The sequence below is a fragment of the Halobacterium sp. KA-4 genome (assembly GCF_021028995.1).
GTDB lineage: Archaea > Halobacteriota > Halobacteria > Halobacteriales > Halobacteriaceae > Halobacterium.
This window is the reverse complement of sequence record NZ_JAJJZG010000019.1, coordinates 18533-39864: the sequence shown is the minus strand read 5'-3', so window position 1 is coordinate 39864 and position 21332 is coordinate 18533. Positions and strand designations below refer to the sequence as shown.

The 21332-nt window shown below is 64.9% G+C and carries 21 protein-coding genes; 14 read left to right on the top strand and 7 right to left on the bottom strand.

Annotated elements, in window-relative coordinates; genetic code table 11:
• The first annotated feature begins 322 nt into the window (after positions 1-322).
• The 4 genes from LPA44_RS15195 (at position 323) to LPA44_RS15180 (ending at position 2751) form a co-directional block, all read left to right on the top strand.
• Complete coding sequence (locus LPA44_RS15195; RefSeq protein ID WP_230890369.1) at positions 323-1198, top strand: ParA family protein; 876 nt, start codon at positions 323-325, stop codon at positions 1196-1198.
• On the top strand, positions 1198-1620 hold the full coding sequence (locus tag LPA44_RS15190; RefSeq protein WP_230890368.1) for a hypothetical protein: 423 nt from the start codon (positions 1198-1200) through the stop codon (positions 1618-1620). The genes LPA44_RS15195 and LPA44_RS15190 overlap by 1 nt, the downstream gene beginning before the upstream one ends.
• 42 nt (positions 1621-1662) lie before the next feature.
• Entirely contained in the window at positions 1663-2010 is a 348-nt protein-coding gene (locus LPA44_RS15185; RefSeq protein ID WP_230890367.1) for a hypothetical protein, read from the top strand.
• Between the two features lie 102 nt (positions 2011-2112).
• Complete coding sequence (locus LPA44_RS15180; RefSeq protein ID WP_230890366.1) at positions 2113-2751, top strand: NAD(P)-dependent oxidoreductase; 639 nt, start codon at positions 2113-2115, stop codon at positions 2749-2751.
• Here the strand turns inward: LPA44_RS15180 and LPA44_RS15175 are convergent.
• Together LPA44_RS15175 and LPA44_RS15170 are read right to left on the bottom strand one after the other, a co-directional pair.
• The gene (locus LPA44_RS15175; protein WP_230890365.1) at positions 2748-3506 is read right to left on the bottom strand and encodes a potassium channel family protein; all 759 of its coding nucleotides are present in this window, start codon (positions 3504-3506) and stop codon (positions 2748-2750) included. The genes LPA44_RS15180 and LPA44_RS15175 overlap by 4 nt on opposite strands.
• Before the next feature lie 210 nt (positions 3507-3716).
• Positions 3717-4724 (bottom strand): aldo/keto reductase, encoded by a 1008-nt coding sequence (locus LPA44_RS15170; protein ID WP_230890364.1) that lies wholly within the window; start codon positions 4722-4724, stop codon positions 3717-3719.
• Positions 4725-4848: 124 nt separating this feature from the next.
• Here LPA44_RS15170 and LPA44_RS15165 point away from each other — a divergent pair, with 124 nt between their 5' ends.
• A complete protein-coding gene (locus LPA44_RS15165) occupies positions 4849-5049 on the top strand; it encodes a hypothetical protein (RefSeq protein ID WP_230890363.1) in 201 nt (66 codons plus the stop codon).
• Positions 5050-5084: 35 nt separating this feature from the next.
• On the opposite strand, the gene LPA44_RS15160 is transcribed toward LPA44_RS15165, so the two are convergent.
• On the bottom strand, positions 5085-6146 hold the full coding sequence (locus LPA44_RS15160; protein WP_230890362.1) for a zinc-dependent alcohol dehydrogenase family protein: 1062 nt from the start codon (positions 6144-6146) through the stop codon (positions 5085-5087).
• A gap of 262 nt (positions 6147-6408) precedes the next feature.
• Between LPA44_RS15160 and LPA44_RS15155 the strand changes: the two genes are divergently transcribed.
• From LPA44_RS15155 to LPA44_RS15145, 3 genes are all read left to right on the top strand, one after another.
• Positions 6409-6822 (top strand): DoxX family protein, encoded by a 414-nt coding sequence (locus LPA44_RS15155; RefSeq protein ID WP_230890361.1) that lies wholly within the window; start codon positions 6409-6411, stop codon positions 6820-6822.
• A gap of 70 nt (positions 6823-6892) precedes the next feature.
• Positions 6893-7858: an NADPH:quinone reductase gene (locus LPA44_RS15150; RefSeq protein WP_230890360.1), complete on the top strand. Its 966-nt coding sequence runs from the start codon at positions 6893-6895 to the stop codon at positions 7856-7858.
• A gap of 46 nt (positions 7859-7904) precedes the next feature.
• A complete protein-coding gene (locus LPA44_RS15145; protein ID WP_230890359.1) occupies positions 7905-10301 on the top strand; it encodes a hypothetical protein in 2397 nt (798 codons plus the stop codon).
• A 96-nt stretch (positions 10302-10397) separates the two neighbouring features.
• On the opposite strand, the gene LPA44_RS15140 is transcribed toward LPA44_RS15145, so the two are convergent.
• Together LPA44_RS15140 and LPA44_RS15135 are read right to left on the bottom strand one after the other, a co-directional pair.
• Positions 10398-10871, bottom strand: a complete 474-nt coding sequence (locus LPA44_RS15140) for a redoxin domain-containing protein (protein ID WP_230890358.1) — start codon at positions 10869-10871, stop codon at positions 10398-10400.
• A 613-nt stretch (positions 10872-11484) separates the two neighbouring features.
• Positions 11485-13812, bottom strand: a complete 2328-nt coding sequence (locus tag LPA44_RS15135) for a receiver/sensor box histidine kinase (protein WP_230890357.1) — start codon at positions 13810-13812, stop codon at positions 11485-11487.
• Positions 13813-13937: 125 nt separating this feature from the next.
• Between LPA44_RS15135 and LPA44_RS15130 the strand changes: the two genes are divergently transcribed.
• The gene (locus LPA44_RS15130) at positions 13938-14426 is read left to right on the top strand and encodes an Lrp/AsnC family transcriptional regulator (RefSeq protein WP_230890356.1); all 489 of its coding nucleotides are present in this window, start codon (positions 13938-13940) and stop codon (positions 14424-14426) included.
• Positions 14423-15568 carry a pyridoxal phosphate-dependent aminotransferase gene (locus tag LPA44_RS15125; protein ID WP_230890355.1) on the top strand — a complete coding sequence of 382 codons (1146 nt, stop codon included), beginning with the start codon at positions 14423-14425 and terminating at the stop codon, positions 15566-15568. Before LPA44_RS15130 ends, LPA44_RS15125 begins: the two co-directional genes overlap by 4 nt.
• A 24-nt stretch (positions 15569-15592) precedes the next feature.
• On the opposite strand, the gene LPA44_RS15120 is transcribed toward LPA44_RS15125, so the two are convergent.
• Positions 15593-16615, bottom strand: coding sequence for an NADP-dependent oxidoreductase (locus tag LPA44_RS15120; protein ID WP_230890354.1), 1023 nt, complete (start codon positions 16613-16615; stop codon positions 15593-15595).
• A gap of 190 nt (positions 16616-16805) precedes the next feature.
• Here LPA44_RS15120 and LPA44_RS15115 point away from each other — a divergent pair, with 190 nt between their 5' ends.
• The 3 genes from LPA44_RS15115 to LPA44_RS15105 are packed head-to-tail and all read left to right on the top strand — an operon-like array spanning position 16806 to position 19581.
• Positions 16806-17963: an aminotransferase class I/II-fold pyridoxal phosphate-dependent enzyme gene (locus LPA44_RS15115; protein ID WP_230890353.1), complete on the top strand. Its 1158-nt coding sequence runs from the start codon at positions 16806-16808 to the stop codon at positions 17961-17963.
• 9 nt (positions 17964-17972) lie between these two features.
• The gene (locus LPA44_RS15110; RefSeq protein WP_230890352.1) at positions 17973-19058 is read left to right on the top strand and encodes a M24 family metallopeptidase; all 1086 of its coding nucleotides are present in this window, start codon (positions 17973-17975) and stop codon (positions 19056-19058) included.
• Between the two features lie 52 nt (positions 19059-19110).
• Positions 19111-19581, top strand: a complete 471-nt coding sequence (locus tag LPA44_RS15105; protein WP_230890351.1) for an FKBP-type peptidyl-prolyl cis-trans isomerase — start codon at positions 19111-19113, stop codon at positions 19579-19581.
• Positions 19582-19620: 39 nt separating this feature from the next.
• On the opposite strand, the gene LPA44_RS15100 is transcribed toward LPA44_RS15105, so the two are convergent.
• Entirely contained in the window at positions 19621-20370 is a 750-nt protein-coding gene (locus LPA44_RS15100) for a pirin family protein (RefSeq protein WP_230890350.1), read from the bottom strand.
• 119 nt (positions 20371-20489) lie between these two features.
• Here LPA44_RS15100 and LPA44_RS15095 point away from each other — a divergent pair, with 119 nt between their 5' ends.
• Positions 20490-21176: a hypothetical protein gene (locus LPA44_RS15095; protein ID WP_230890349.1), complete on the top strand. Its 687-nt coding sequence runs from the start codon at positions 20490-20492 to the stop codon at positions 21174-21176.
• Positions 21177-21332: the final 156 nt, after the last annotated feature.

The following is a 21332-nucleotide window of genomic DNA, read 5'->3' as shown; positions in this document are numbered from 1 at the left end:
AGCGAAGTAGTGTGGGGGCGGTTACGAGTGATACCGGGGCGGCTTCGTCACCGTCTCGCAGACTTGTGGCGTTCGTCGACGAGTCGCACGCCGAGCGCTGGCGGAATCTGTGGGCGACTCTCACCACCCACACGTGCAGGCAAGGGAGGTGAGATACCTTAGGTACCTATCCCACCTGAGCTAGTTGGTGTATCTAGCTCACCTCGTCCAGCTACCTGGGCTACCTATTCCCGTTGTTTTATGCCGGACGACGCGGAATCCTCGCCTGACTCAGCGTAGGTACCTCAGTTACAATAGGTACCTATCTCTGACGAGGTAAACAATGCAAACGGAACCACGCGCTGTCAGCGTCGGCATCCTGAAGGGAGGCTTCGCGAAAACGACCACCGCGCTCAACCTCGCGCGCGAGCTCGCACACCGCAACGAGCGCGCGCTCGTCGTCGACCTCGACGACAACGGGCACATGACGCTCAACCTCGGGTTCGACGACGAGTACAACAGCACCGACGGCGACGGCGGCAACCACGCCGAAGCTGTACTGCTCGAAGGGGAGGACCCACGCGAGTACGTCGTCGACGTCGCGGAGGGACTGGACCTCTTCCCCGCGCACGAGGACCTAGAGAGCGTGCAGTCCGCGCTCAAGGAGGCGACCATGGGGACGACGCGGCTGAAACGAGACCTCGTTGACCCACTGCTCGGCGAGGAGTACGACTACATAGTCATTGACTGTCCCGCCAACCGCGGGAAACTCAACGACAACGCGATGTACGCCACCGGAAACCTCATCATTCCACTTCGCCCGGAGAACGGCTACGAAACCGGCCTGACGAACACGCTCGACCGACTCGTCCAAGAAGCCCGCGAGTACTTCGAGTTGAACATCCTCGCAGTCGTTCCCTCCGACCTCCGCAAGCGCATCGACCAGTCGACCCGAGACCGCAAACTCCTCCGCGAGATTACGACACGGGACGCCATCGACCACCTCGTCCCGAACTTCGCGTACCTCTCCGAAGAGGACTGGGCGGCCATCGACGATGGGGACTACGACGGTGACCTCCCGGGTATTCGATATCGTGCGGCCATCGACGACGCCCACCAGGAGGGCGTGCCGCTGCGCGACTACGACCCCGGGTGCGACCAACTCGGGGCGTACGATGAACTTGCGGCCATCGTCGAACGTGGGGAGGTGACTCGCTAATGGGATTCGACGACCTCGAAGCCGCCGAACAGGAGCACATGGACCGGGACGACACGGCGAATGAGCACGACGACGAGCCAGCAGCAGCCGAGAACGAGGCCGACGAGGGAGTGGACGTTAGCGGTGCCGCGTCCGAATCTTCGACCGATCAGGACGGAAAATCGGACGAGACGTCCGAGGACACGACTAGCGAGACGCCGGCGTTCGAGTACGGCGACGTTAAGCAGGCGCCGATGTACGCGCGGCCGGAGGCGTGGACCGCGCTCGAAGATACCCTCGACTTGGATGTCGTGCGCACGCTGCGTGAGGCTGGCGTCCGCAACGAGGAGAAGCGCGAACTCCACGACGCTGTGCTCCGTGTCGCTGCCGACCATCCCGACGAAATCGCCGAGGCAGTGCAGGAAGCGCGCCGCGAGGACTGAGTCTGCCAGAAAACACAAGCCACAGCCGTCGGTTGCGAACGTATGGCGCCGTCCTTGCCGGCGGAGTGGCACGAGGTAGAGAATCCCGACTACATCACCGAGAAGTATCGAGCGACGAATCCGACGCTGTTCGTGCGAGAGGACCAGGACGTCGGCGTGCACGTGCTCCCGGTGTCGACGTCCTCGCCTCACGACGAGGACCAGTATCGGGCCGGTGCGATTCGTGGGAATCGCGACGAGTTCGATCGCGAAGAACCAATCGAGACGTTCGACGAACGGGAGCCAGCGTTCGAGCGTGCACTGGAATTCGCAAACCGCTATGAGACCGCCTACGACGACCTCGGGGATGAGGAGGCGGCAATGGAAGCTGCCGTCAAAGCCGTACAGTAGCCGCGTCGTCCAATTTCGCAGTCACTATTCGTTGCTTCGCAATCCCGTGGAGTGCCCCTTCACAAAACCCTATGTCGCTCACTGTACAATATTGGAACTGACATGGACGTACTCCTCCTCGGTGCGAGCGGTCGAATCGGCCAGCGAATCGCGAATGAACTCCTCGATCGCGGGCACAACGTCACTGGCGTCTCGCGGAGCGGTCACGTCGACGGTATCGACGATCCCGACTTCGAGGCGGTCGCCGGCGACGCGACCAACCATATCGATATTGCGGACCTCGCGGAGGGCCATGATGCAGTCGCGTCCGCACTCGGTCCTAGCGAGGACGAAGACCCAGGGGTGCTCGTCGAGATGGCGGAAGCCGTCGTCGAGGGAATGCGAGACGCGGGCGTCGACCGGCTCGTGTGGACGGGCGGCGCGGGCGGTCTCCACGTCGCTCCTGACACCCGCCTCATCGAGACGGAAGAGTTCCCCGAGGAATGGGAGCCGGTGGCGCGTGCGGCCATCGAAGCCTACCAGGTATTCGAGGCTGCTGACGACCTCAACTGGACGTACGTCGCCCCCGCGGCACTCATCGAACCTGGCGAACGAACGGGCGAGTACCGGACAGCGGAAGGCGAACTCGTCGCCGACGAGGACGGCGAGAGCTACATCTCGATGGAGGACTTCGCGGTGGCGTTCGTCGACGAACTCGAATCCGGGGACCACGTCCACACCTACCTCGGCACCGGCTACTAGAGCGTCGACGTGACCTGTTCGGCGCTAGCGACCTCTGGGATGATGACGCGATCAGCGCCCGCGCGGCGCGCGAGTTGCTCGTAGGTTTCGTCGCCGACGCGCACGACGAGTCGAACAGTCGGCGCGATTTGGCTGGCGTTCATCGCAATCTGAATGTTCGCGTTCGAGTCGTCGATAGCACCGACGACGACGCCGGCCCGCTCGACGCCTGCGTCTGTCAACGTCTCCTCGCGGCGGGCGTCGCCCTGAATCGCGAGGAGGTCGTCGTCGAGTGCGCGCTGGAACTCGGCGTCCTGTGACTCGATGACGACGACGTCCCGGTCGGTCTCCTGGAGCGCCCGCGCGATGGTTTTCCCGAACGTGCCGTACCCGCAGATGATGACGTGGCCGCGGAGGTCCGCGACTGCTTGTTCGATTTGCATGTGTTTCAGTTCCGTTTGGATTTGGCCGCCGAACGCCGCCGACAGCACGGTCTCGCCGATCCAGAGCCCGGCGACGACGAGCCCGGAGAGTACGACCACGGCGTATGCTTTCACGAGCGTCTCGGGGCCGTCGTGGGCCTCGAAGTGGAGTTCGATGCTGGTGGGGTCGAGCAGCCAGAACAGCGCGTCGACGACACCGATTCCGCCCAGTGAGCTGAACCCGGCCACACCGATTGCGACGACCGTGGCGAACGCTGCGACGGGGCGCAGCAGCTGACGGAGGAGTTGCCGGCGGACGACAGCCCGGAGCGGCGTGTCCAACGAGTGCTTCACAGCACGACCCCTTCGCTAATGCCGCCCAGTATTTTACTCGACGGACGTAAACTATTACACTCCATAATTGTCTTTAACCGAGTCTAATTCTACGAAGAAGAATACATATGCGGGCGTAATAGTGTTTACTACACAACGATTAACCAAACATATCTAGTGAGGCGCTGCCGTCTCGAAAAATAGCGCGTCAGAAGCCGCGAGTCGCCGAATTCAGAGGCCGGCGTACGGACCTCCCTTGGCTTCGGTGAGTCGGTCGACCTGCTCGTCGGAGAGGTCGATGGCCGCGGCCGCGAGATTCTCCTCCAGTTGGTCGACGGTGCGTGCGCCGACGATAGGTGCGGTAACGCCGTCGCGATGAGTCAGCCACGCGAGCGCGACCTGCGCGGGCGACGCGTCGACCTCGTCGCCGATCTCGTCGAGCACGTCGTGGACTGCGAAGTTCTCCTCGGTGAGGTAGTTCTCCTCAAAGCGCGAGGACTCGCTCGCACGGGATTCTCCGGTGAGTCCGTCTTCGCGGTCGTACTTTCCGGTGAGGAAGCCCTGGCCGAGCGGGCTCCACGGGCAGACCGCCAGCCCCTCGCTGCGCGCCATCTCGAGGTAGTCCCCCTCGATTTCGCGGTCGACGAGGTTGTACCGCGGCTGGAGCACCGTGAACGGCTCCCAGCCCTCGCTGCGCGCGAGTTCGTTCGCCTGCGCGACCTTCCATGCGTTCGGCCGCAGCGTCGACGCGCCAATGTAGTGGACCTTCCCAGCCTCGACGAGGCCGTTCAGTGTCCGCATCAGCTCGCGTGTCGGCGTTTGGTCGTCCCAGCGGTGGATGTACAGGACGTCGATGTAGTCCGTGCCGAGACGGTCGAGGATGGCGTCCACGCGGTCACGAATGTTCTTTCGGTTGTTCCCGCGGCTGTTCGGGTCGCCCTCTCGAATCTGCCAGTAAATCTTGGAGGCGATGGTGTAGCGCTCGCGGTCGCGGTCGGCGAGCCAGTCGCCAATCCACTCCTCGCTCTTCCCGCCACCGTAGACGTCGGCTGTGTCGATGTAGCGCCCGCCCGCGTCGGCGTACGCGTCCAGCAGTTTCTTCGCGCGCTTCTCGCCGATTTCGACGTTCCCCTCCTCGGTTTCTTTGCCGAATCGCCACGTCCCGAACTGCAACTCGCTGGTCTGGAGGCCGGTGTCGCCGAACTGGACGAACCCGAGCCCGTCGTCGGAGTCGCTCATATTCGTTGTACGATACGTCCACCGCCCGAAAAAGCGTGCGGCAAGCGGCAAGCCCACTCGGTTCGGGCTGGCACGAGTGTCTCACAGAACGAACGCTTATGCCCCATCTCCGGTCAGTAACCATATGAGAGAGACGCTTGTGGGACTCTACCAGCGAAACGAGGTGTTCTGGGTTGGGTTGTTCATCGTCGCGCTCGGCGTGTTGGTCCCCGAATCTCTCTTCGTCGCCATACTCGACCTGTCGCGACTGCTCGTCGTCACCGGGGGCGGCCTCCTAGTGACGAGTTTTTTCGTCGGCCTGTACAGGCTACTCGCGCCGGCGTGACGGCTCTGAGCGAAGAAACCGAGTGGACACGCTCGTTAGAACTCCGTGACGAGTTCGATGCCGCTAGTCTCGTAGTCGGTCATCGCTGCCAATCGGTTGGAGACGTTTTCGAGGGGGACACGCTCGGTGACGAGTTCACTCGGGCGAAGCCGGTCCGAGGCAATCATCCGCAGGAGCTCGTCGTACCTGGATGGCGGCATCCCGCGTGACCCGAGGACGGAGATGTCCCAGCGCGTGATTTCGTCGACGGGGAGCGAAACTTCGCCCTTCTCGGCTTCCGACGTCAGGCCGACTTGGACGTGCGTGCCGCGCGTGCGGAGGCAGTCGACGCTGTTTCGGCAGGTCTCCGCGCGTCCAAGTGCGTCCATCGAGACGTGCGCGCCGCCGTCGGTCAACGCCGCGATGCGCTCGGGCACCGACTCGACAAGATCCGAGCGTACGGTTTCTACAGCGCCGACCTGTTCGGCGAGTGCGAGTGGTTCCTCGCGCACGTCGACGGCGACCACGCCGGCCCCGAGGGCCGTCGCAATCTGAACCCCAGCGAGCCCGAGGCCGCCGCAGCCGTGGATGGCGACCCAGTCGCCGCCCGCAACGTCCGCACGGTGGGCGAGCGCGTGAAACGCCGTGGCGTACCGACAGCCCAGCGCCGCCACTGCCTCCATCGGTACGTCCTCGGGGACGACGGTCGCATTAAAGTCGGCGTGTGGGACGTGAACGCGCTCGGCGAACGCGCCCTGCGCGTCGTGTTCGAACCCGAGGGCATAGCCGTCCTCGCAGACGTTCCCGTGGCCGCGCCGGCACTGCGGACACGCTCCCTCGCCGAGATTGAAGGGAACAGCAACACAATCGCCGACGGCGACGCTGTCCACGTCGTCGCCGACTTCGACGACTGTGCCCGCAGGTTCGTGGCCGAGAATCTGTCCGAAGTCAACCTGGTCGTCGGCCCACTCACCGTGCCCCTTCCATGCGTGCCAATCGCTCCGACAGATACCACACGCTTCGACCGAGACGACGACCCCGTGGGGGTCCAAATCGGGGTCCGGCACCTCCTCGACAACCAACGGTTCACCGTACTCCTGTAGGACTGCTGCGCGCATACGCTTCGTACGCGGCGTCCAGAACTTAACAGTAGTCGTCGCCGCGATTCACATCCGGAAGTATCCGAAGCTAAAACCGGTACGAGCATACTCGTGGTGGGAACGGCTCCCAGAACCGGCTTTTCTCAGTACGGTTCAACCCGTCGTTTACCATCTGGTCAACGAACGTATACCTCTCACGACCCCGGTATAGTATGATGACGAACCCTCCGCACGCTTCCGCTAGTAGTGTACGCCGAACGCCGACACGGGTGAGTGCCTGATGGCGCTCGCACTCGACGCAGTCCTCCTCATCGTCGGTCGCATCCTCTTCGGTGGCGTCCTCGCATTCACCGGCTTCAGTCACTTCACGCAAACCGAACAGATGGCTAGCTACGCCGAGTACAAGGGCCTCCCCGCACCGAAGCTCTCCGTCCTCACCTCCGGTGCACTCCTCGTCCTCGGCGGCTTGGGCGTCATCGTCGGTATCTTCCCGGTCGTCGCCGCAATCGGGCTCGCAGCGTTCCTCGTCGTCTCGGCAGTCGTCATGCACGACTTCTGGGCGGTCCCCGAGGACCAGCGACAGGACGAAGTGAACAGTTTCTTGAAGAACGTCTCCCTCGCCGGCGGGTCGCTCGTCGTCGCAGCGGTCGCCAGCGGCGGCTGGACGCTCAGCATCGGCGTCGGACTCTTCTAGAGGCTCCACTCGGCCGTCCGTTCCGCCGGAGGCCGTAGTCTTATCCCCCCGTGTATCGTGGCCACGCAGTATGCGAGCAGTCCGCTTACAGGAACACGGCGACCCGGATGTCATGCACGTCGAAGACGTTGATCGGCCATCTCCCGACGCGGGAGAACTCCTCATTGAGGTAGCGGCTGCGGGCGTCAACCCCGTAGACACGTACTTCCGTGAGGGGTCGTACGAGCCGGTTGGGCTTCCGTTCACGCCCGGCGTTGACTACGCTGGCACCGTCGCCGAGGTCGGTGAGGGCGTCGACGCGTTCGAGGTCGGTGACCGTGTCTACGGCACGGGCATCGGGAACGGAGCGCATCAGGGCGCGTACGCAGAGTACGCGACCGTTCCAACTGACCGCACTGTCGCGCTGCCAGACGGCGCGGACGCCGTCGAAGCTGGCGCGGCAGGTGTCGCGGCTGTCACGGCGTGGCGCGCGCTCGTCGATCACGCTGCTCTCGACCCCGCGGAGTACGCACTGGTCCACGGCGGCTCCGGTGGCGTCGGGCACGCTGCGGTCCAGATTGCTGACGCGGTGAGCGCGCGCGTGCTCACGACTGCGCGACCAGAGTACCACGACGACGTCAGCGCGCTCGGTGCTGACACCGTCCTTGACTACACACGTCACGACCTTGAGGGCGCCGTCGTGTCGGCCTCCAACGGCGGTGTGGACGTCGTGCTCGACCACCGTCTCGACGATTACCTCCAGTTCGACGCGAACGTCGCCGCGCACGACGCTCGCGTGATCGGCATCGGCGAGAACAGCCCTGACCCGGGCTTTACCGACGACGGTGCTGCGCGCTCGAAGGACGTCACCTACCAGTTTATGAGTATGTTCAACACGCCAGACCTGCGCGTGCCGCTGCGCGGCGTTGCGCACTTGATGGCGACCGATGAACTCTCCATCGAGCTCGCAGAGACGTACAACCTCGACGAGGCCGCCGCCGCTCACCGCGACGTGCTCGCGGAGAGCTACCTCGGGAAGCTCGTCGTCACCCCCTGAGTTCGAACGAAACCTATTACGGGGTTGGCGACGACGTTCCCGACGCATGCACCGACGATTGGTCCTCGCGTGCGTGCTCGTCGCCGTCGTCCTCCTGACCGCCGGCTGTGCCGGCGGTCCGTTCACCGGCGGCGAGCAGACCCCGACGGCGACCACTGGCCAGCCCAGTGGCACCGTCGACGGCACGACGAGCACGCCGACCGAGTCGAACAGCACGGACGACGCGCCCGGCGTGGGCGACGTCGTCGAGAACGCCACCGCCGACGCCTTCTCCGTCACCGCGCTCGCCGACGCTGGCGACGGCGGCACGCTCGTCGGCGGGGCGAGCGGCCTGCCCGCGTCCAACGCGACCGTGCTCCGCATCGGCGCGAACGGCACGACGAACTGGACCCGCGAGTACGCGTCCGCGAACCGGACGAGCATCGCGGCCGTCGCGTCCAGTGGCGACGGCGGCGCGTACGTCGTTCGGACCGAGCGACGGCAGTCCGAGAACGCCTCGCAGTGGAACGTCAGCGTCTCGATCGCCCGGCTCGGTCCCGACGGCGAGCGACAGTGGGCGGACTCGCTGAACACCACCGGCTACGTCTCGCGCGGCCTCGCGCTCGCGCAGGCCGACGACGGCGTGGCCGTCGCGTACACGCACGCGGACAGCAACGTGCGGCTCGCGCGCTACGACGACGCGGGCAACGCGACGCTCGAACGCACCTACGGCGTCGACGCCGCGCCGACCGCGCTGCAGACGACCGGCGACGGCTTCGTCCTCGCGGGCAGTGGCTCGTTCGACACGCCGTGGGTGGCGCGCGCGAACGAGACCGGCGCGCTCGTGCTGAACGAGACGTACAGCGACGCCACCGGCGGCCGCGTCGTCGGCGTGAAGCCAACCGGGGACGGCGACCTCATCGTCGCCGGCTCGATGCGCCCGGGGTTCATCGGCGGCCAGTCCACGCCGTGGGTCGCGCGCGTCGGCCCGGACGGCGTCCCCGAGTGGAACCGCGTCTACCCGACGGCGGGCGAGACGCGCGTCAGGGACGTCCTCGACACCGAGGACGGCGTTGTCCTCGTCGGGTCGGACCGCACGGAGTGGAGCGACAACACCACGACGCGGTTCGTCGGCGTCGCGGCGAACGGTACCGAGCAGTTCCAGACGACTCACGCGGACACGGCCCGCGTCGTCGCCGCAGTCGGCGACGGCGACGGGGCGATCGCGGCGACGATGAACTTCCGCGCGCGGAACGTCTCGACGAGCGTCTGGTCGGTGGAGTTCCCCGACGCCACCGCCCCGACGACGCTCGACGCGGAGGCCGCGCCGACGTCCAACGAGTCGGTCTACCGCGGACAGGCGCTCGGCTTTGCGTACCCGAACGCGAGCGCCGACGCGCTCGACCTCGTCGCGGTGCCCGGCGAACACGACGACTTCCAGCGGCACGTCGAGCGCCGCGTCGCCCTCGACGCGGACGGCGAGGCGGTCGTCGAGTCCGCGACGCTCCCGCTCGGCGAGTACGTCCTCGAACCCCCGGGCGGTGACGCGCTCGCGGTCGAGAACGGCACGCTGACGCGCACGACCGAAAACGAGACCGCTGCCTTCGAGGTAACCAGTCACGACCTCGACGCCGAGACGAACTCGACGTACGTCGACGCGACGACCGGGGACGCGGACACTACCGTCTCGCTGTTCTCGGAGCGCGCGAACTTCTCGGTGTACGTCGGCGCGGACCGCTTCCGCGGCGACCGAGCGGGCGCCGACGCGCTCCGCGACGCGTTCGCGAACACGCCCGGGTTCGCGGGCGTCGAGCGCGTGGACGGCCGGCCGGTCGCGCGCGTCGACCTCGGGCCGTCCCACGATGTCGAGATGGACGACCGCTACACCCGCTGGAACAAGGAGTTCTCGCTGTCGGCCGACGCGCTGGACGCCGGCCTCTACCGCGTTCGCGTCACGGGCGTCGACACCCGCGACGGCGGCGCGACCGCGACCACGCGGCTCGTCGTCGGGAAGTCGACCGGCGAGCCGCTGAACGTCACGCTCGAAACCGACTCGCTGAACGTGTCGGTCGGCAACGAGTCCGCGACGAACGTCACGGTGTCCGGGCTGGACGACGGCGTCGGCGCGATGTCGATGAGCGCGCGGCGCAGCGGCGAGCCCGCCATCAGTCTTGGAGCCGACGTCGGCATCGACGCCAGTCGCGGCGAGGGCCACGGGATGTGGTCCGACCGGCGGTCGACCGCCAGCGCCGCCGCGTTCGACGGGAACACCAGCGACGGGACGGTCACCGTCGGCGAACTCGCCGTGCGTACCGACGAGCGCACGGTCGACGTCAAGGGCGACGCGACCCAGACGGTCACGTTCGGCCTCGACTGGGTCGTAGACGAGGACGGCACGCCGTACGCGATACCGGACGAGCGGACGATTACGGTCGAGGTGACCAATGAGACCGCGCCATCGTAGGCGGGCTCGTAGCCCGCCCCGCGGTCGTAGTTCCGCCGCTCCTCGTTCTCCTTCAGGGTGCGTGCGCACCGAAAAAGCGCGGCGTGTCTGCGCCGGTCAGGCCGACCGAACGGCGTCCAGCACGGCGTCGTAGTCGGGTTCGTTGGTGGGGTCGTCGGCGACCCACGCGTACGTTACCTCGCCGTCGTCGTCGAGGACGAACACCGCGCGGTTGGCGATGCCGTACAGCCCGAGGTCCTCGATGTCCATCTCGAGGTCGTACGCGCGAATCGCGTCGCCGGCCATGTCGCTGACGAGGTCGAACTCGATGCCGTGCTCCTCACGGAACGCGCCCTGCGAGAACGGCGAGTCCGCGCTCACGCCGAAGACGGACGCGCCCGCGTCCTCGAAGTCGTCAAGGCGGTCCTGTAGTGCGATCATCTCGTTCGTGCACGGCGGCGTGAACGCGCCCGGGAAGAACGCCAGCACGACCGGCCCGTCACCGAGCTGGTCTTCAAGCGCGAAGTCCTCGTGGTCGCTCGTTCCAACTGTCGCCTCGAACCGCGGTGCGGAGTCACCTGTAGATACCATGTCAGTCAATACGTTGTACTGGCACATTAAGTTAGGTTCGAACACGGTCGAGTTCGCTGAATCACTCACACCATGCGGGTCGACAGCCTACACGAGTTGGACGACGATCATTGATCGAATCACCGACTCACCCCCGATACATCGAGATAGACACCTATTCCAGGATAGGTACCTATCTTTCTTCGAGGAGAGAATCCCGCCGTTCACGGCGTTGACGAGACGCGTTGGGTCTCGTTCGCACACCAGAACGCTCTGCGTTCTGGGGACGGGTGTGAATCCGACAACGCCTCCACAACCCACGTTCAGCAGCAATACGGATATTTAAGTGATAATGTATCGTAGCATGGCGTACACCGAGGCGGTCACACCGCCACTCAAATGCACAATATCGGTTCTGCGAGACCCAGGATGTTCGAGACACACTCTCGAACCGCTGTGGTGTCTCACCCAAGATAACTCCGAGTCCCCTCTGGGGATAGGAGTAACGGCGTTGTGGCCCCGCAATCGGCCTGTCATGCCGGTCGGTCGTCAACCAGCAAATAGCCCAACTCAGCGGTGCGGTGCCGTGGGAAGCCTCGCCGTTTACCGCGAGGAGGAGGTCACTCAAGGCGACCTACTGGCTGTCGGCCTCGACGTCTGTGACCTCGAAGCGGGCACCACCAGCGTCGCTCTCGGTAACGCTGACGGTCCAGCCGTGGGCGTCCGCCACCTGTTCGACGATGTGCAAGCCAAAGCCGGTGCCGGCGTCGCACGTCGAGTAGCCGTACTCGAAGACAGTCTCGCGTTCCTCGTCGGGAATCCCGGGTCCGTCGTCCGCCACGTAGAACCCACTGTTGTCTTCCAGCGTGCCGACAGTCACGGTGACGCCGGGAGCAGTGTGCTCGACGGCATCCTGCCGAGCCTGCGAGGTAGGGCTCGTCGAACCATGTTCCACAGCGTTCCGTAAGAGGTTCTCGAACAATTGGCGGACGCGGCTCTCGTCGCCATGAACCGAGGCCGTCGCGTCGGCGACCAGTGTCGCGTCCTCGGTGTCGACGGTCGCCCAACAGTCTTGCACGAGCGCATCCAGTTCTATCGTGTCGACGTCTGTGGCGTCGGTTCCGTCCCGCGTGAGCGCAAGCAGGTCGTCTATCAGTGCCTGCATTCGTTCGTGGGCTGTCGCCACTTTGTCGAGGTGTTCAGTTTCGCCGGTTTCCTGGACCAACTCTAGCCGTCCCTCCGCGACGTTCAGGGGGTTGCGGAGGTCGTGGCTGACGACGCTCGCGAACTGGCTTAGGCGGTCGTTCTGCTTGGAGAGCTCGCGCTCGCGTGCTCGCAACTGCGCGGTTTGTTGGACTTGCTCGAGCGCAGTGACGATGTTCTCTGCCAGTACGTCGCCGAGCGCGAGGTCCTGTTTGTCGAACGCCGCGGGCTCGGTCGACCCTGCCGTGAGCACACCGTGCTCGCCCAGCGGGAGGAACATCTCGCTGCGCACGGGCGTGTCAGGCCGGTAGACGTCAGGGTCGGCCTGCACGTCATCCAGCGCCAGCGACTCGTTGTCCTCGTAGACGCGCCACGCGATAGCGTCTCCTTCGGTGAACGTAGGCGGGTCACCGATAATATCCCGGGCGGGCTCGGAAACCGCGACCGGGACGAGCGCAGACGCCTCGTCGTCGTAGAAGTGAATCCCGTTCGCGTCGAGGCCGAGCACTTCCCGAGCAGCGGTTACACCGATTTCCGCCACCTGCTCGCGGGTGTCGGCAGCCATCAACTCGCGAGTCGTCTCGCTGAGCGTCTCTAGGCGCTGCTCGTGGTCGACGCGCTCGGTGACGTCGCGGTACGTCCAGAGGTGGCCGCCCGGCAACTCGATTGGATGGTGGCTTCGTTCGAGCGTCCGGCCGTCCGCTAATCCCCACACCTCGCCCTGCACGCGTTCGCGTTCGGCCACCAGTTCCGTGGTCCGCTCGATAAACGCGTCCGGGTCCTCGAACTGTTCACTGACGATAGCCGCCATCTGTTCGGTGTCTGCGCCAACCAGTTCCTCGGGGTCCTCCGGACGCCCGAAGATGTCGAGGATGCGCCGGTTGACGGCGAGCACGTTCCGGGATTCGTCCTCTGCCATGACGCCGAGGGGGAGCGTGTCGACGAGCGTCGAGAGTACGGCGTTCGTCCGTTCGAGGTCACGCTCGTGGTCTTTTCGTTCGGTGACGTCGCGGGCGAACCCGACGACTCGGAGGACGTTTCCGCTGTCATCGGTGATTGGCGTTCCCTTCACCCAGACCCACCGGCCGTAGCTCTCAGCTTCGTTGACTCGGAACTCGATGTCGACCGGGTCGCCGCCGGAGAGCTGTTCCATTCCCGCGCGAGCGCGGTCACGGTCGGCCGGGTGGATGCCTTCGAGGAAGTCGTGCGGCTCCGCCTCTAGCGCGTCCACGGAGCGTCCCCAGACGTCCTCGTACGCGTCGTTGATGAACAGTAATTCGTCCCAGTCGCCGGAGAACGTCCAGAAGACGTCGTCCGTGTTGTCGGCGAGTTCGGTCAACTGCTGCTGGGTGCGTTCGGCGACCTGCTCGGTCCGGGACTGAGCGACCGCGTTTCGCACACGGTTCGCGAGCAGCGCGTAGTGGTCGGTACCGCGCTGCTTCTGGAGGTAGTCGGTGACGCCCGCCGAAATCGCGTCACTGGCAACCTCCTCGCTGCCCTTCCCCGTGTACAGCACGAACGGGAGGTTGGGATGGTCCTCGCGGACTGTTTCGAGGAATTCGATGCCGTCCATCTCCGGCATGTCGTAGTCGCTGACGACGCAGTCGAAGGGGTCGGCAGCAAGTGCGTCCAGCGCCGCCCGCGTGCTCGTCGCCGTCTCCACGACGAATCGGTCGTCCTCGCGGACGAGGAAATCCGCGCTGAGGTCCGCGAACCCCGGCTCGTCGTCGACGTGGAGCACGCGAATCGGGCGGTCCATTCACTACTGGTAGGGGACGGGTTTGGAAAGCCGTTCTGGTGATGACTCAGTAAACAGTCTCGGGAGCGTGTCAGTTTCTGCCGTGGGTGAGAAATCCTTTTGTCGTGATGCCGTGGAGAGTAGGCATGAGCAGTCGCGAGAAGATACTCCCGTTGTTGCGCGAGAACGCGCGCTACTCGAACGAAGATCTGGCCCGGCAGACCGGCCTCGACGTCGAGGAGGTCGAAGCGACCATCCGGGAGTTAGAGAGCGACGGCGTCGTGCGCGGCTATCGCGCCATCGTCGACCGGAATCAAATCGAGCCCGAGCGCGTGCGGGCGTCCGTCGAGTTGAACGTCACGCTCGACCGCGAGACGGGCTACGACGACATCGCCGAGCGCCTCGCGAAGTTCCCCGAAGTGGAGGGGCTGCGGTTGGTCAGCGGTGACTACGACTTCGCGATGGACGTTGAGGGCGATTCGATGAGCGAGGTGTCGAACTTCATCAGCGAGCAGGTCGCGCCCGTCCCCGAGATTACGCAGACGGTCACCCACTACATTATGGAGACGTACAAGGAGGGTGGCGTGGAGTTCGAGGACGGCGATGACGACGACCGGCTCTCGGTCTCGCCATGAGCTTCGAGGAGTCCGAGCGCCTCGAAACCGTCCCGCCCAGCGGCATCCGGCGGTACTTCGAACTCGCTGAAGAGCAGGATGACATCATCTCGCTGGGCGTCGGCGAACCCGACTTCGCGCCGCCGTGGGCGGCCCGCGACGCCGCTATCACGTCGCTGGAGCGCGGGCAGACGTCGTACACGCCGAACCGCGGGCTGCGCGAACTCCGCGAGGAAATTGTCGAGCACGTCGACGACAACTACGACCTCGACTACGACGCCGACGAGGAAGTGCTGGTCACCGCCGGCGCGAGCGAAGCGGTCGACCTCGCGTTCCGCGCGTTCCACGACCCCGGCGACACGGTCGCGGTCGCACAGCCGTCGTATCTCTCCTACGTGCCGGCGGCGCGGCTCGCAGGTGCTGACGTCCTTGACGTGCCGACGCGCCGCGAGGACGAATTCAAGCTTACGCGCGACGTCCTCGAAGCATCAGGTGCCGCCGACGCGGATACGCTGGTGCTGTGCTACCCGAACAACCCGACCGGCGCGACGATGACCCGCGAGGAACTAGAGCCGGTCGCGGACTTCGTCCGCGAGCACGACCTGCGCGTGTTCGCCGACGAAATCTACGCCGCGCTGTCTTACGAGCACGACCACACGTCCATCGCGACGCTGCCAGGGATGCGCGAGCGAACGGTCGTGTTCAACGGGTTCTCGAAGGCATACGCGATGACGGGACTGCGGCTGGGCTACGCGCTTGCCCCGCCGGAAGCCATCGAGTCGATGAACCGCATCCACCAATATACGATGCTGTCCGCGCCCACGACCGCCCAGCATGCTGCTATCGAGGCGCTGCGTAACTGCGAGGACGAGGTCGCGGAGATGCGCGAGCAGTACGACCGCCGCCGCAACTTCGTGCTCTCGCGCTTCGAGGAGATGGGCATCGAGTGCTTCTCTGCGTCGGGCGCGTTCTACGTCTTCCCCGAGTGCCCGTGGGACGACAGCAGCGAGTTCGCCGAAGCGCTCATCGAGGAACAGGGCGTCGCAGTCGTCCCGGGCGACGTCTTCGGCACCGGTGGTGAGGGCCACCTGCGGGTCACGTACGCGACGGGGCTCGGTGACCTCAAGGAAGCGCTCGCACGCATCGAAGAATTCATCGATTAATCGGGACGCGGGCCGCGTGCCGCGCTATTCGGATTCCGAGTCGGCCACGCTGACGACTTGCTTGCCGATGTTGTCCCCGGAGAACAGGCCGAGGAACGCGTCGGGCGCGTTTTCGAGGCCGTCGACGACGGTCTCCCGGTGAGAAATCTCGCCGGTCGCGACCCACTCGCCGAGTTGTTCGCTTGCCTCACCGAATCGCGTGGCGTAGTCGCCGACGAGCAGTCCCTGTACTTTCGCGCGCGGTGCGATGAGTTGCGGGAGCTTCCGTGGGCCCGTCGGCACGCCCTCGTCGTTGTAGTGGGCGATCTGACCGCAGACGGCGACGCGGGCGTCGAGGTTTAGCTTCGTGAATACGGCGTCGGTAATCGGGCCACCGACGTTGTCGAAGTAGACGTCCACACCACCGGGTGCGGCGTCGTCGAGTGCACTGCGGTAGTCGTCGACGTCCTTGTAGTTGATTGCGGCGTCGAACCCGAGGTCGTCGGTGAGCCACTCGACTTTCTCATCGGACCCCGCAAACCCGACGACGCGACAGCCGTTGAGCTTCGCGATTTGGCCGACAACGGAGCCAACCGCGCCCGCTGCCCCGGACACGACGACCGTGTCGCCGGGCTTGGGTTCGCCGACTTCCAACAGTCCGAAGTACGCGGTCCGGCCGGGCATCCCGAGCACACCGAGATACGCCGGCAGGTCAGCGATCGAAGGGTCCACTGGGGCGACACTGTCGGCGTCGAGGACGCTGTAGTCCGCCCACGTTCCGTTGCCCGTCACGAGGTCGCCGACATCGTACGCGTCGCTCTCGCTCTCGACAACCTCACCGACGACAGCGCCCTCCATCGGATTGCCGACGTCCCACGGTTCTGCGTACGATTCGGCATCACGCATCCGGCCTCGCATGTAGGGGTCCACGGAGAGGTTGTGGACGCGCACGAGCAGTTCGCCGTGCTTCGGACTCGGCACGTCACTTTCGCGGAGTTCGAAGCTATCCATGTCTGGCTCGCCCTCGGGGCGTTCGGCGAACACCCACTCGCGGTTTGAATCACGCATACCTTGTCTTCTCGCTGCTCCCGGAGGATGGTTGCGCTTCCAGCAGGGCGTTCCGGTGCAGCGACTCGCCCAATGACGTAGCCGCACGCAAAGCCGACGCAATTCACCTAGTTTGCTGCCACAGAGCCTCCGTCAGTCACAGGTCGCCGCAACCGCCAGCCGTATGCCGTCGGGTGGTGTCGGTGCGAGCATGCCCGACGTCACGGAGCGGGTGCGGGGCGTCGAACGCTCGCGCATTCGCATGATGTTCGACCGCGCGGAGCAACACGACGGCGATCTCGTCCGACTGGAGGTGGGAGAACCGGACTTCGACACGCCTGAACACATCGTCGAGGCGGCCGCCGACGCGGCTCGGCGTGGCGAGACGCACTACTCGCCAAACGCCGGGACGTTGGAGTTCAGAGAAGCCGTCGCGGAGAAGTTCGAGCGTGAGCGGAGCGTATCTTTCGACCCCGAGTCCGAAATTATGGCGACTGTTGGTGGCATGGAGGCACTACACCTTGCGCTGCTCGCGACCGCCGAAGACGGCGAGGAGGTTGTCATTCCGTCACCGGTCTACCCGAACTACGAGGCGCAAGCGAAGCTTGCGGACGCGACGCCGGTCAACGTCCCGCTTGACGAGGACGAAGGGTACGCACTCGATGTAGACGTCGTTCGCGACGCCATCACCGAGGACACCGCTGCAGTTGTCCTGAACTCGCCGGCGAACCCGACCAGCCAGGTGTTCGACCGCGACGCCGCGCTTGAGGTCGTCGAGGCTGCCGCTGAGCACGACGCGTGGGTCATCTCCGACGAGGTCTACATGGGACTGACGTACGACGGCCCGACACGCAGTCTCGCCGCTGATGCGGAGACTGACAACGTGCTCGTCGTCGACTCCGTCTCCAAGCAGTACGCGATGACCGGGTGGCGCGTCGGCTGGCTCGCCGGCCCCGAACACCTGATTTCGGAGACGACGAAGATTCACGAGGCGACGACTGCCTGCCCGTCCAGCGTGGGACAGGCGGCCGCCACGGAAGCGCTCACCGGCGACCAAGAACCAATCGAGGCGATGTACGACGCGTTCCTCGAACGCCGTAACTACGTCGCTGACCGAATCGCCGACATTGACGGCGTCACCGCGCCCACGCCCGACGGCGCGTTCTACGCGTTCATCGACGTCTCCGAGCTCGGCGACGACTTCGAAATCGCCAAAGAACTCTGCGACGACTACGGCGTCGTCCTCACGCCCGGTAGCGGCTTCGGCCCGGGCGGCGCGGGCAACCTTCGGCTCTCGTTCGCCAACAGCCTTGAGAATCTCGAAGAAGGCCTGGACCGCTTCGAGAAATTCGTCGACGACAACCAATAAGTGGATAATATGACCGTAATGAAGCGTCTCGACGCGTATCTGGCGTCCACCGACTACGAAGCGGTATGGTTAGCGCGACCGAACTCGTTCGCGTGGCTCACCGAGGGCGGGGATAACATCGTCGACCGAACGGGCGATATCGGCGAGGCAGCAGTAGGATACGACGGCGACACGGTGACCGTCGTCACGAATAACATCGAAGCACCTCGGCTTCGCGCAGAGGAACTTCCCGAGGACATCACGATCCAGACGTACCAGTGGTACGAGCGCGACCTCGCGGCCGCCGTCGCCGCCGTCAGCCCAACACCGGCGGCCGCGGACTTCCCTGTCGAAGGATTCGCAGCCGTCGACGCGTCACCGCTCCGCCAGCCACTCACGGCCGACCAAATCGAGACGTACCGCGACCTCGCTCACGACGTGGCGGACGCAGTGGAATCGGTCGCTCGCTCCCTCTCGCCGGAAACGACGGAGCGCGACGCGGCAACGACGCTACGGACCCGACTCGAATCGCAGGGTATCGCGGCGCCGGTCGTCCTCGTCGGGGGAAACGAGCGCGCGCAGGCCTACCGGCACTACACCCCGAAGGACAAACCACTCGGCAGCTACGCGCTCGTCTCGGTCACTGCTCACCGCGACGGCCTCTTCAGTAGCTGCACGCGAACCGTCGCGTTCGACGACGCGCCAACGTGGCTCACGGAACGCACCCACGACGCAATGCGCGTCGAGGCTAGCGCGCTCGCCGCGACCCAGGAAGTGGGCCGCACGGGTGGCACGGCCGGCGATGTCTTCGAGGCGATTCAGGACGCGTATGCGGTGCTCGGCTGGGCTGGCGAGTGGGAACACCACCATCAGGGGGGTGCCGCCGGGTTCGCTGGCCGCGAGTGGATTGCGACGCCGGAGAGCACCGAGTCAGTCGAACTACCGATGGCATACGCCTGGAACCCGACAGTACAGGGCGCGAAGAGCGAAGATCTCTTTCTCGTGACGGACGAGGAGATAGAACCGCTGACTGTTACTGGTGACTGGCCGACGACAACGGTTTCAGCCGTCGACTCCTCAGTAGCGCTCGAACGACACACAGTCCTCGAACGGTAGTCGCGCGTCCGTCGATGAAAGGGATTATTGGTGCGTCGATACTTATTCGGGTATGACAATCGCTACCGGCGATTCTGTGACCCTGGAGTACACTGGTCGAATGGACGACGGTACCGTCTTTGACACCTCGCGTGAAGCCGTCGCCGAGGACGCGGGCCTGACCGAGGCAGAGGGCGAGCGCGAGTACGCGCCGCTGACGCTCGACGTCGGCGAACAGCAAGTCATCGAGGGCATGGAAGAAGGCCTCGTGGGCCTCGAGCAGGGCGAGTCCACGACCATCGAAATCCCGCCCGAGAAGGGCTACGGCGAGTGGGACGAAGAGAACGTCCAGTCCTTCGAGACGGCCGAACTCCGCGAGATGCTCGGCGGGCAGACGCCCGAAGAGGGCGCGTACCTGGAAGCTCAGAACGGCCAGGTCGGCGAAATCGTTCACGCTGATGAGGAGGAGATTCGCGTGGACTTCAACCACGAACTCGCCGGCAAGACGCTGGAGTTCGACGTCGAAATCGTCGACGTCAACTGAACGCCAAACGAGTCAGCGATCGCGTCGTTTTGACCGCTCCTAGCGACCGACTGTTCCCTGTCGCGTGACAGGGGCGTCGGGGTCGACGAGGAATGCGACGAGAACTGCGTCGGTTTCTGCCGTGACTGTGACCGTGTCGTCGTCGACGAGCAGGCCGCTTTCCGTCGTGTCGAAGTGGGTGCTGTCGGCCGTGACCTCGCCATTGAAGATGTAGAAGTAGACGTCTCGCCCCGCCTTCGAAGGGAGGTCGACACTACTCTCCGCGTCGAGGCGGACGTCGTAGAAGTCTACCGTATTGCGCACTGTGAGGGGCGCGTCTGACGTATCGGGGCCGAAGAGGTGACGCCACTCGTTGGCCACGGGGTCGGGGATAGGTTCGTGTTGGATGGTCGCTGGGAGATCGAGGCTGTGGGGCCGCACGAAGATTTGGAGCATGCGCAGCGGCGGGTCGTCGGTGAGCGTGCGCTCCTCGTGCCAGAAGCCGCTGCCGGACCCCATCACCATCAGGTGTTCGGGGTCGGTGACGAGTTTGTTGCCCTCGCCGTCATCGTGGCGCATCACGCCCTCGGGCACCCACGAGATGATTTCCTCGTTGCGGTGTTGGTGCATCGAAATCAGTGTATCCGGATCCATAAACGACTCTACGACGGTTGCGAGCGGTCCGTAGCCGTGGTCTTCGTGGTCCCGAAGGTTTCGCCCGGGGAAGTTGAGGTGGATGCGGAACTTCCCCTGATTCTGGGAGACGTTCGTTCGGGGTGCCTTGTAGAGACTGGCGGAGTCCGAGTGCAAGATACGTCATCATAGGTGCCGCAGCCCCATATACGCGTGGCGTCGGCGGGTGGATGGATATGGTCCAAAGAGTCTTATCGGACTGACGCCATCTTCCGCGCATCGGTGTTCCGAATTCCATGAACAGCGCTGCGATTGCACTCTTGACCGCGCTGCTCGGCGCGATTGCGTTCGTGCTCGCGCTCGCCGTACGTCGTAAAAACGTCGCAGCAGCCGTCAACGCCGCCGTCTCGCTCGGCGTCGCCGGAGTCGCGGTCGCCGCTGCTGCCGGATTCGAGTTCGGCCAGCGTGGCTTCGTCGCCCCGGAACTCGCGTTCTGGACGGCAGTTGCCGGGCTCCTCCACTCTATCGGGATGCTCGGCCCCTACGACTCGGTTTGGTGGTGGGACCACCTAACGCACGCCCTTTCGGCGGCGCTTTTGACGGCGCTCGTTTACGCCGGCCTGCTCGTTACTATCGGTGACACTGTTTCCACCGCTGTCGTCGCCGTCGCAGCAGTCGGCTACACTGTCGTCGCCGGCGTCTGCTGGGAACTCGGTGAGCTCGTCGCGCGAGCCCTCGGCGACCGCTACGACGTCGAACCTGTGCTGGTATACTATGGCTGGCAAGATACTGCCTACGACCTCGTCTTCGACGTCGTGGGTGCAGTGCTCGTCGTGGCGGTCGACGTCCGAGTGTTCGTCGACCTCGCCGCTACTGCTCCCGGCACGACGCAACAACTACTCGTCTGGTCCAGCACCACCATCGTCGCGGGGTCCGTACTGATGGCGATTGCGTTGTTCGCACGACCCGGCGGGCAGTCTTGACGAAGAAAAAATACCAGAATTAGATATATTCTCTAATTATGGTTGTTCTGCTATTTTGAAAGAGGTTTCGCGGTTCGTAATTGGTATCAGACATTTATCGGGCAATAGTGACGATTCACTCGGCGAGTAGCCAGTATAAGGGAGTTAAATGCCTAA

Coding starts and splice junctions, on each gene's coding strand:
- LPA44_RS15195 (WP_230890369.1), top strand. CDS start 323: ATGCAAACGGAACCACGCGCTGTCAGCGTCGGCATCCTGAAGGGAGGC.
- LPA44_RS15190 (WP_230890368.1), top strand. CDS start 1,198: ATGGGATTCGACGACCTCGAAGCCGCCGAACAGGAGCACATGGACCGG.
- LPA44_RS15185 (WP_230890367.1), top strand. CDS start 1,663: ATGGCGCCGTCCTTGCCGGCGGAGTGGCACGAGGTAGAGAATCCCGAC.
- LPA44_RS15180 (WP_230890366.1), top strand. CDS start 2,113: ATGGACGTACTCCTCCTCGGTGCGAGCGGTCGAATCGGCCAGCGAATC.
- LPA44_RS15170 (WP_230890364.1), bottom strand. CDS start 4,724: ATGAGCGACTCCGACGACGGGCTCGGGTTCGTCCAGTTCGGCGACACC.
- LPA44_RS15165 (WP_230890363.1), top strand. CDS start 4,849: ATGAGAGAGACGCTTGTGGGACTCTACCAGCGAAACGAGGTGTTCTGG.
- LPA44_RS15160 (WP_230890362.1), bottom strand. CDS start 6,146: ATGCGCGCAGCAGTCCTACAGGAGTACGGTGAACCGTTGGTTGTCGAG.
- LPA44_RS15155 (WP_230890361.1), top strand. CDS start 6,409: ATGGCGCTCGCACTCGACGCAGTCCTCCTCATCGTCGGTCGCATCCTC.
- LPA44_RS15150 (WP_230890360.1), top strand. CDS start 6,893: ATGCGAGCAGTCCGCTTACAGGAACACGGCGACCCGGATGTCATGCAC.
- LPA44_RS15145 (WP_230890359.1), top strand. CDS start 7,905: ATGCACCGACGATTGGTCCTCGCGTGCGTGCTCGTCGCCGTCGTCCTC.
- LPA44_RS15140 (WP_230890358.1), bottom strand. CDS start 10,871: ATGGTATCTACAGGTGACTCCGCACCGCGGTTCGAGGCGACAGTTGGA.
- LPA44_RS15135 (WP_230890357.1), bottom strand. CDS start 13,812: ATGGACCGCCCGATTCGCGTGCTCCACGTCGACGACGAGCCGGGGTTC.
- LPA44_RS15130 (WP_230890356.1), top strand. CDS start 13,938: ATGAGCAGTCGCGAGAAGATACTCCCGTTGTTGCGCGAGAACGCGCGC.
- LPA44_RS15125 (WP_230890355.1), top strand. CDS start 14,423: ATGAGCTTCGAGGAGTCCGAGCGCCTCGAAACCGTCCCGCCCAGCGGC.
- LPA44_RS15120 (WP_230890354.1), bottom strand. CDS start 16,615: ATGCGTGATTCAAACCGCGAGTGGGTGTTCGCCGAACGCCCCGAGGGC.
- LPA44_RS15115 (WP_230890353.1), top strand. CDS start 16,806: ATGCCCGACGTCACGGAGCGGGTGCGGGGCGTCGAACGCTCGCGCATT.
- LPA44_RS15110 (WP_230890352.1), top strand. CDS start 17,973: ATGACCGTAATGAAGCGTCTCGACGCGTATCTGGCGTCCACCGACTAC.
- LPA44_RS15105 (WP_230890351.1), top strand. CDS start 19,111: ATGACAATCGCTACCGGCGATTCTGTGACCCTGGAGTACACTGGTCGA.
- LPA44_RS15095 (WP_230890349.1), top strand. CDS start 20,490: ATGAACAGCGCTGCGATTGCACTCTTGACCGCGCTGCTCGGCGCGATT.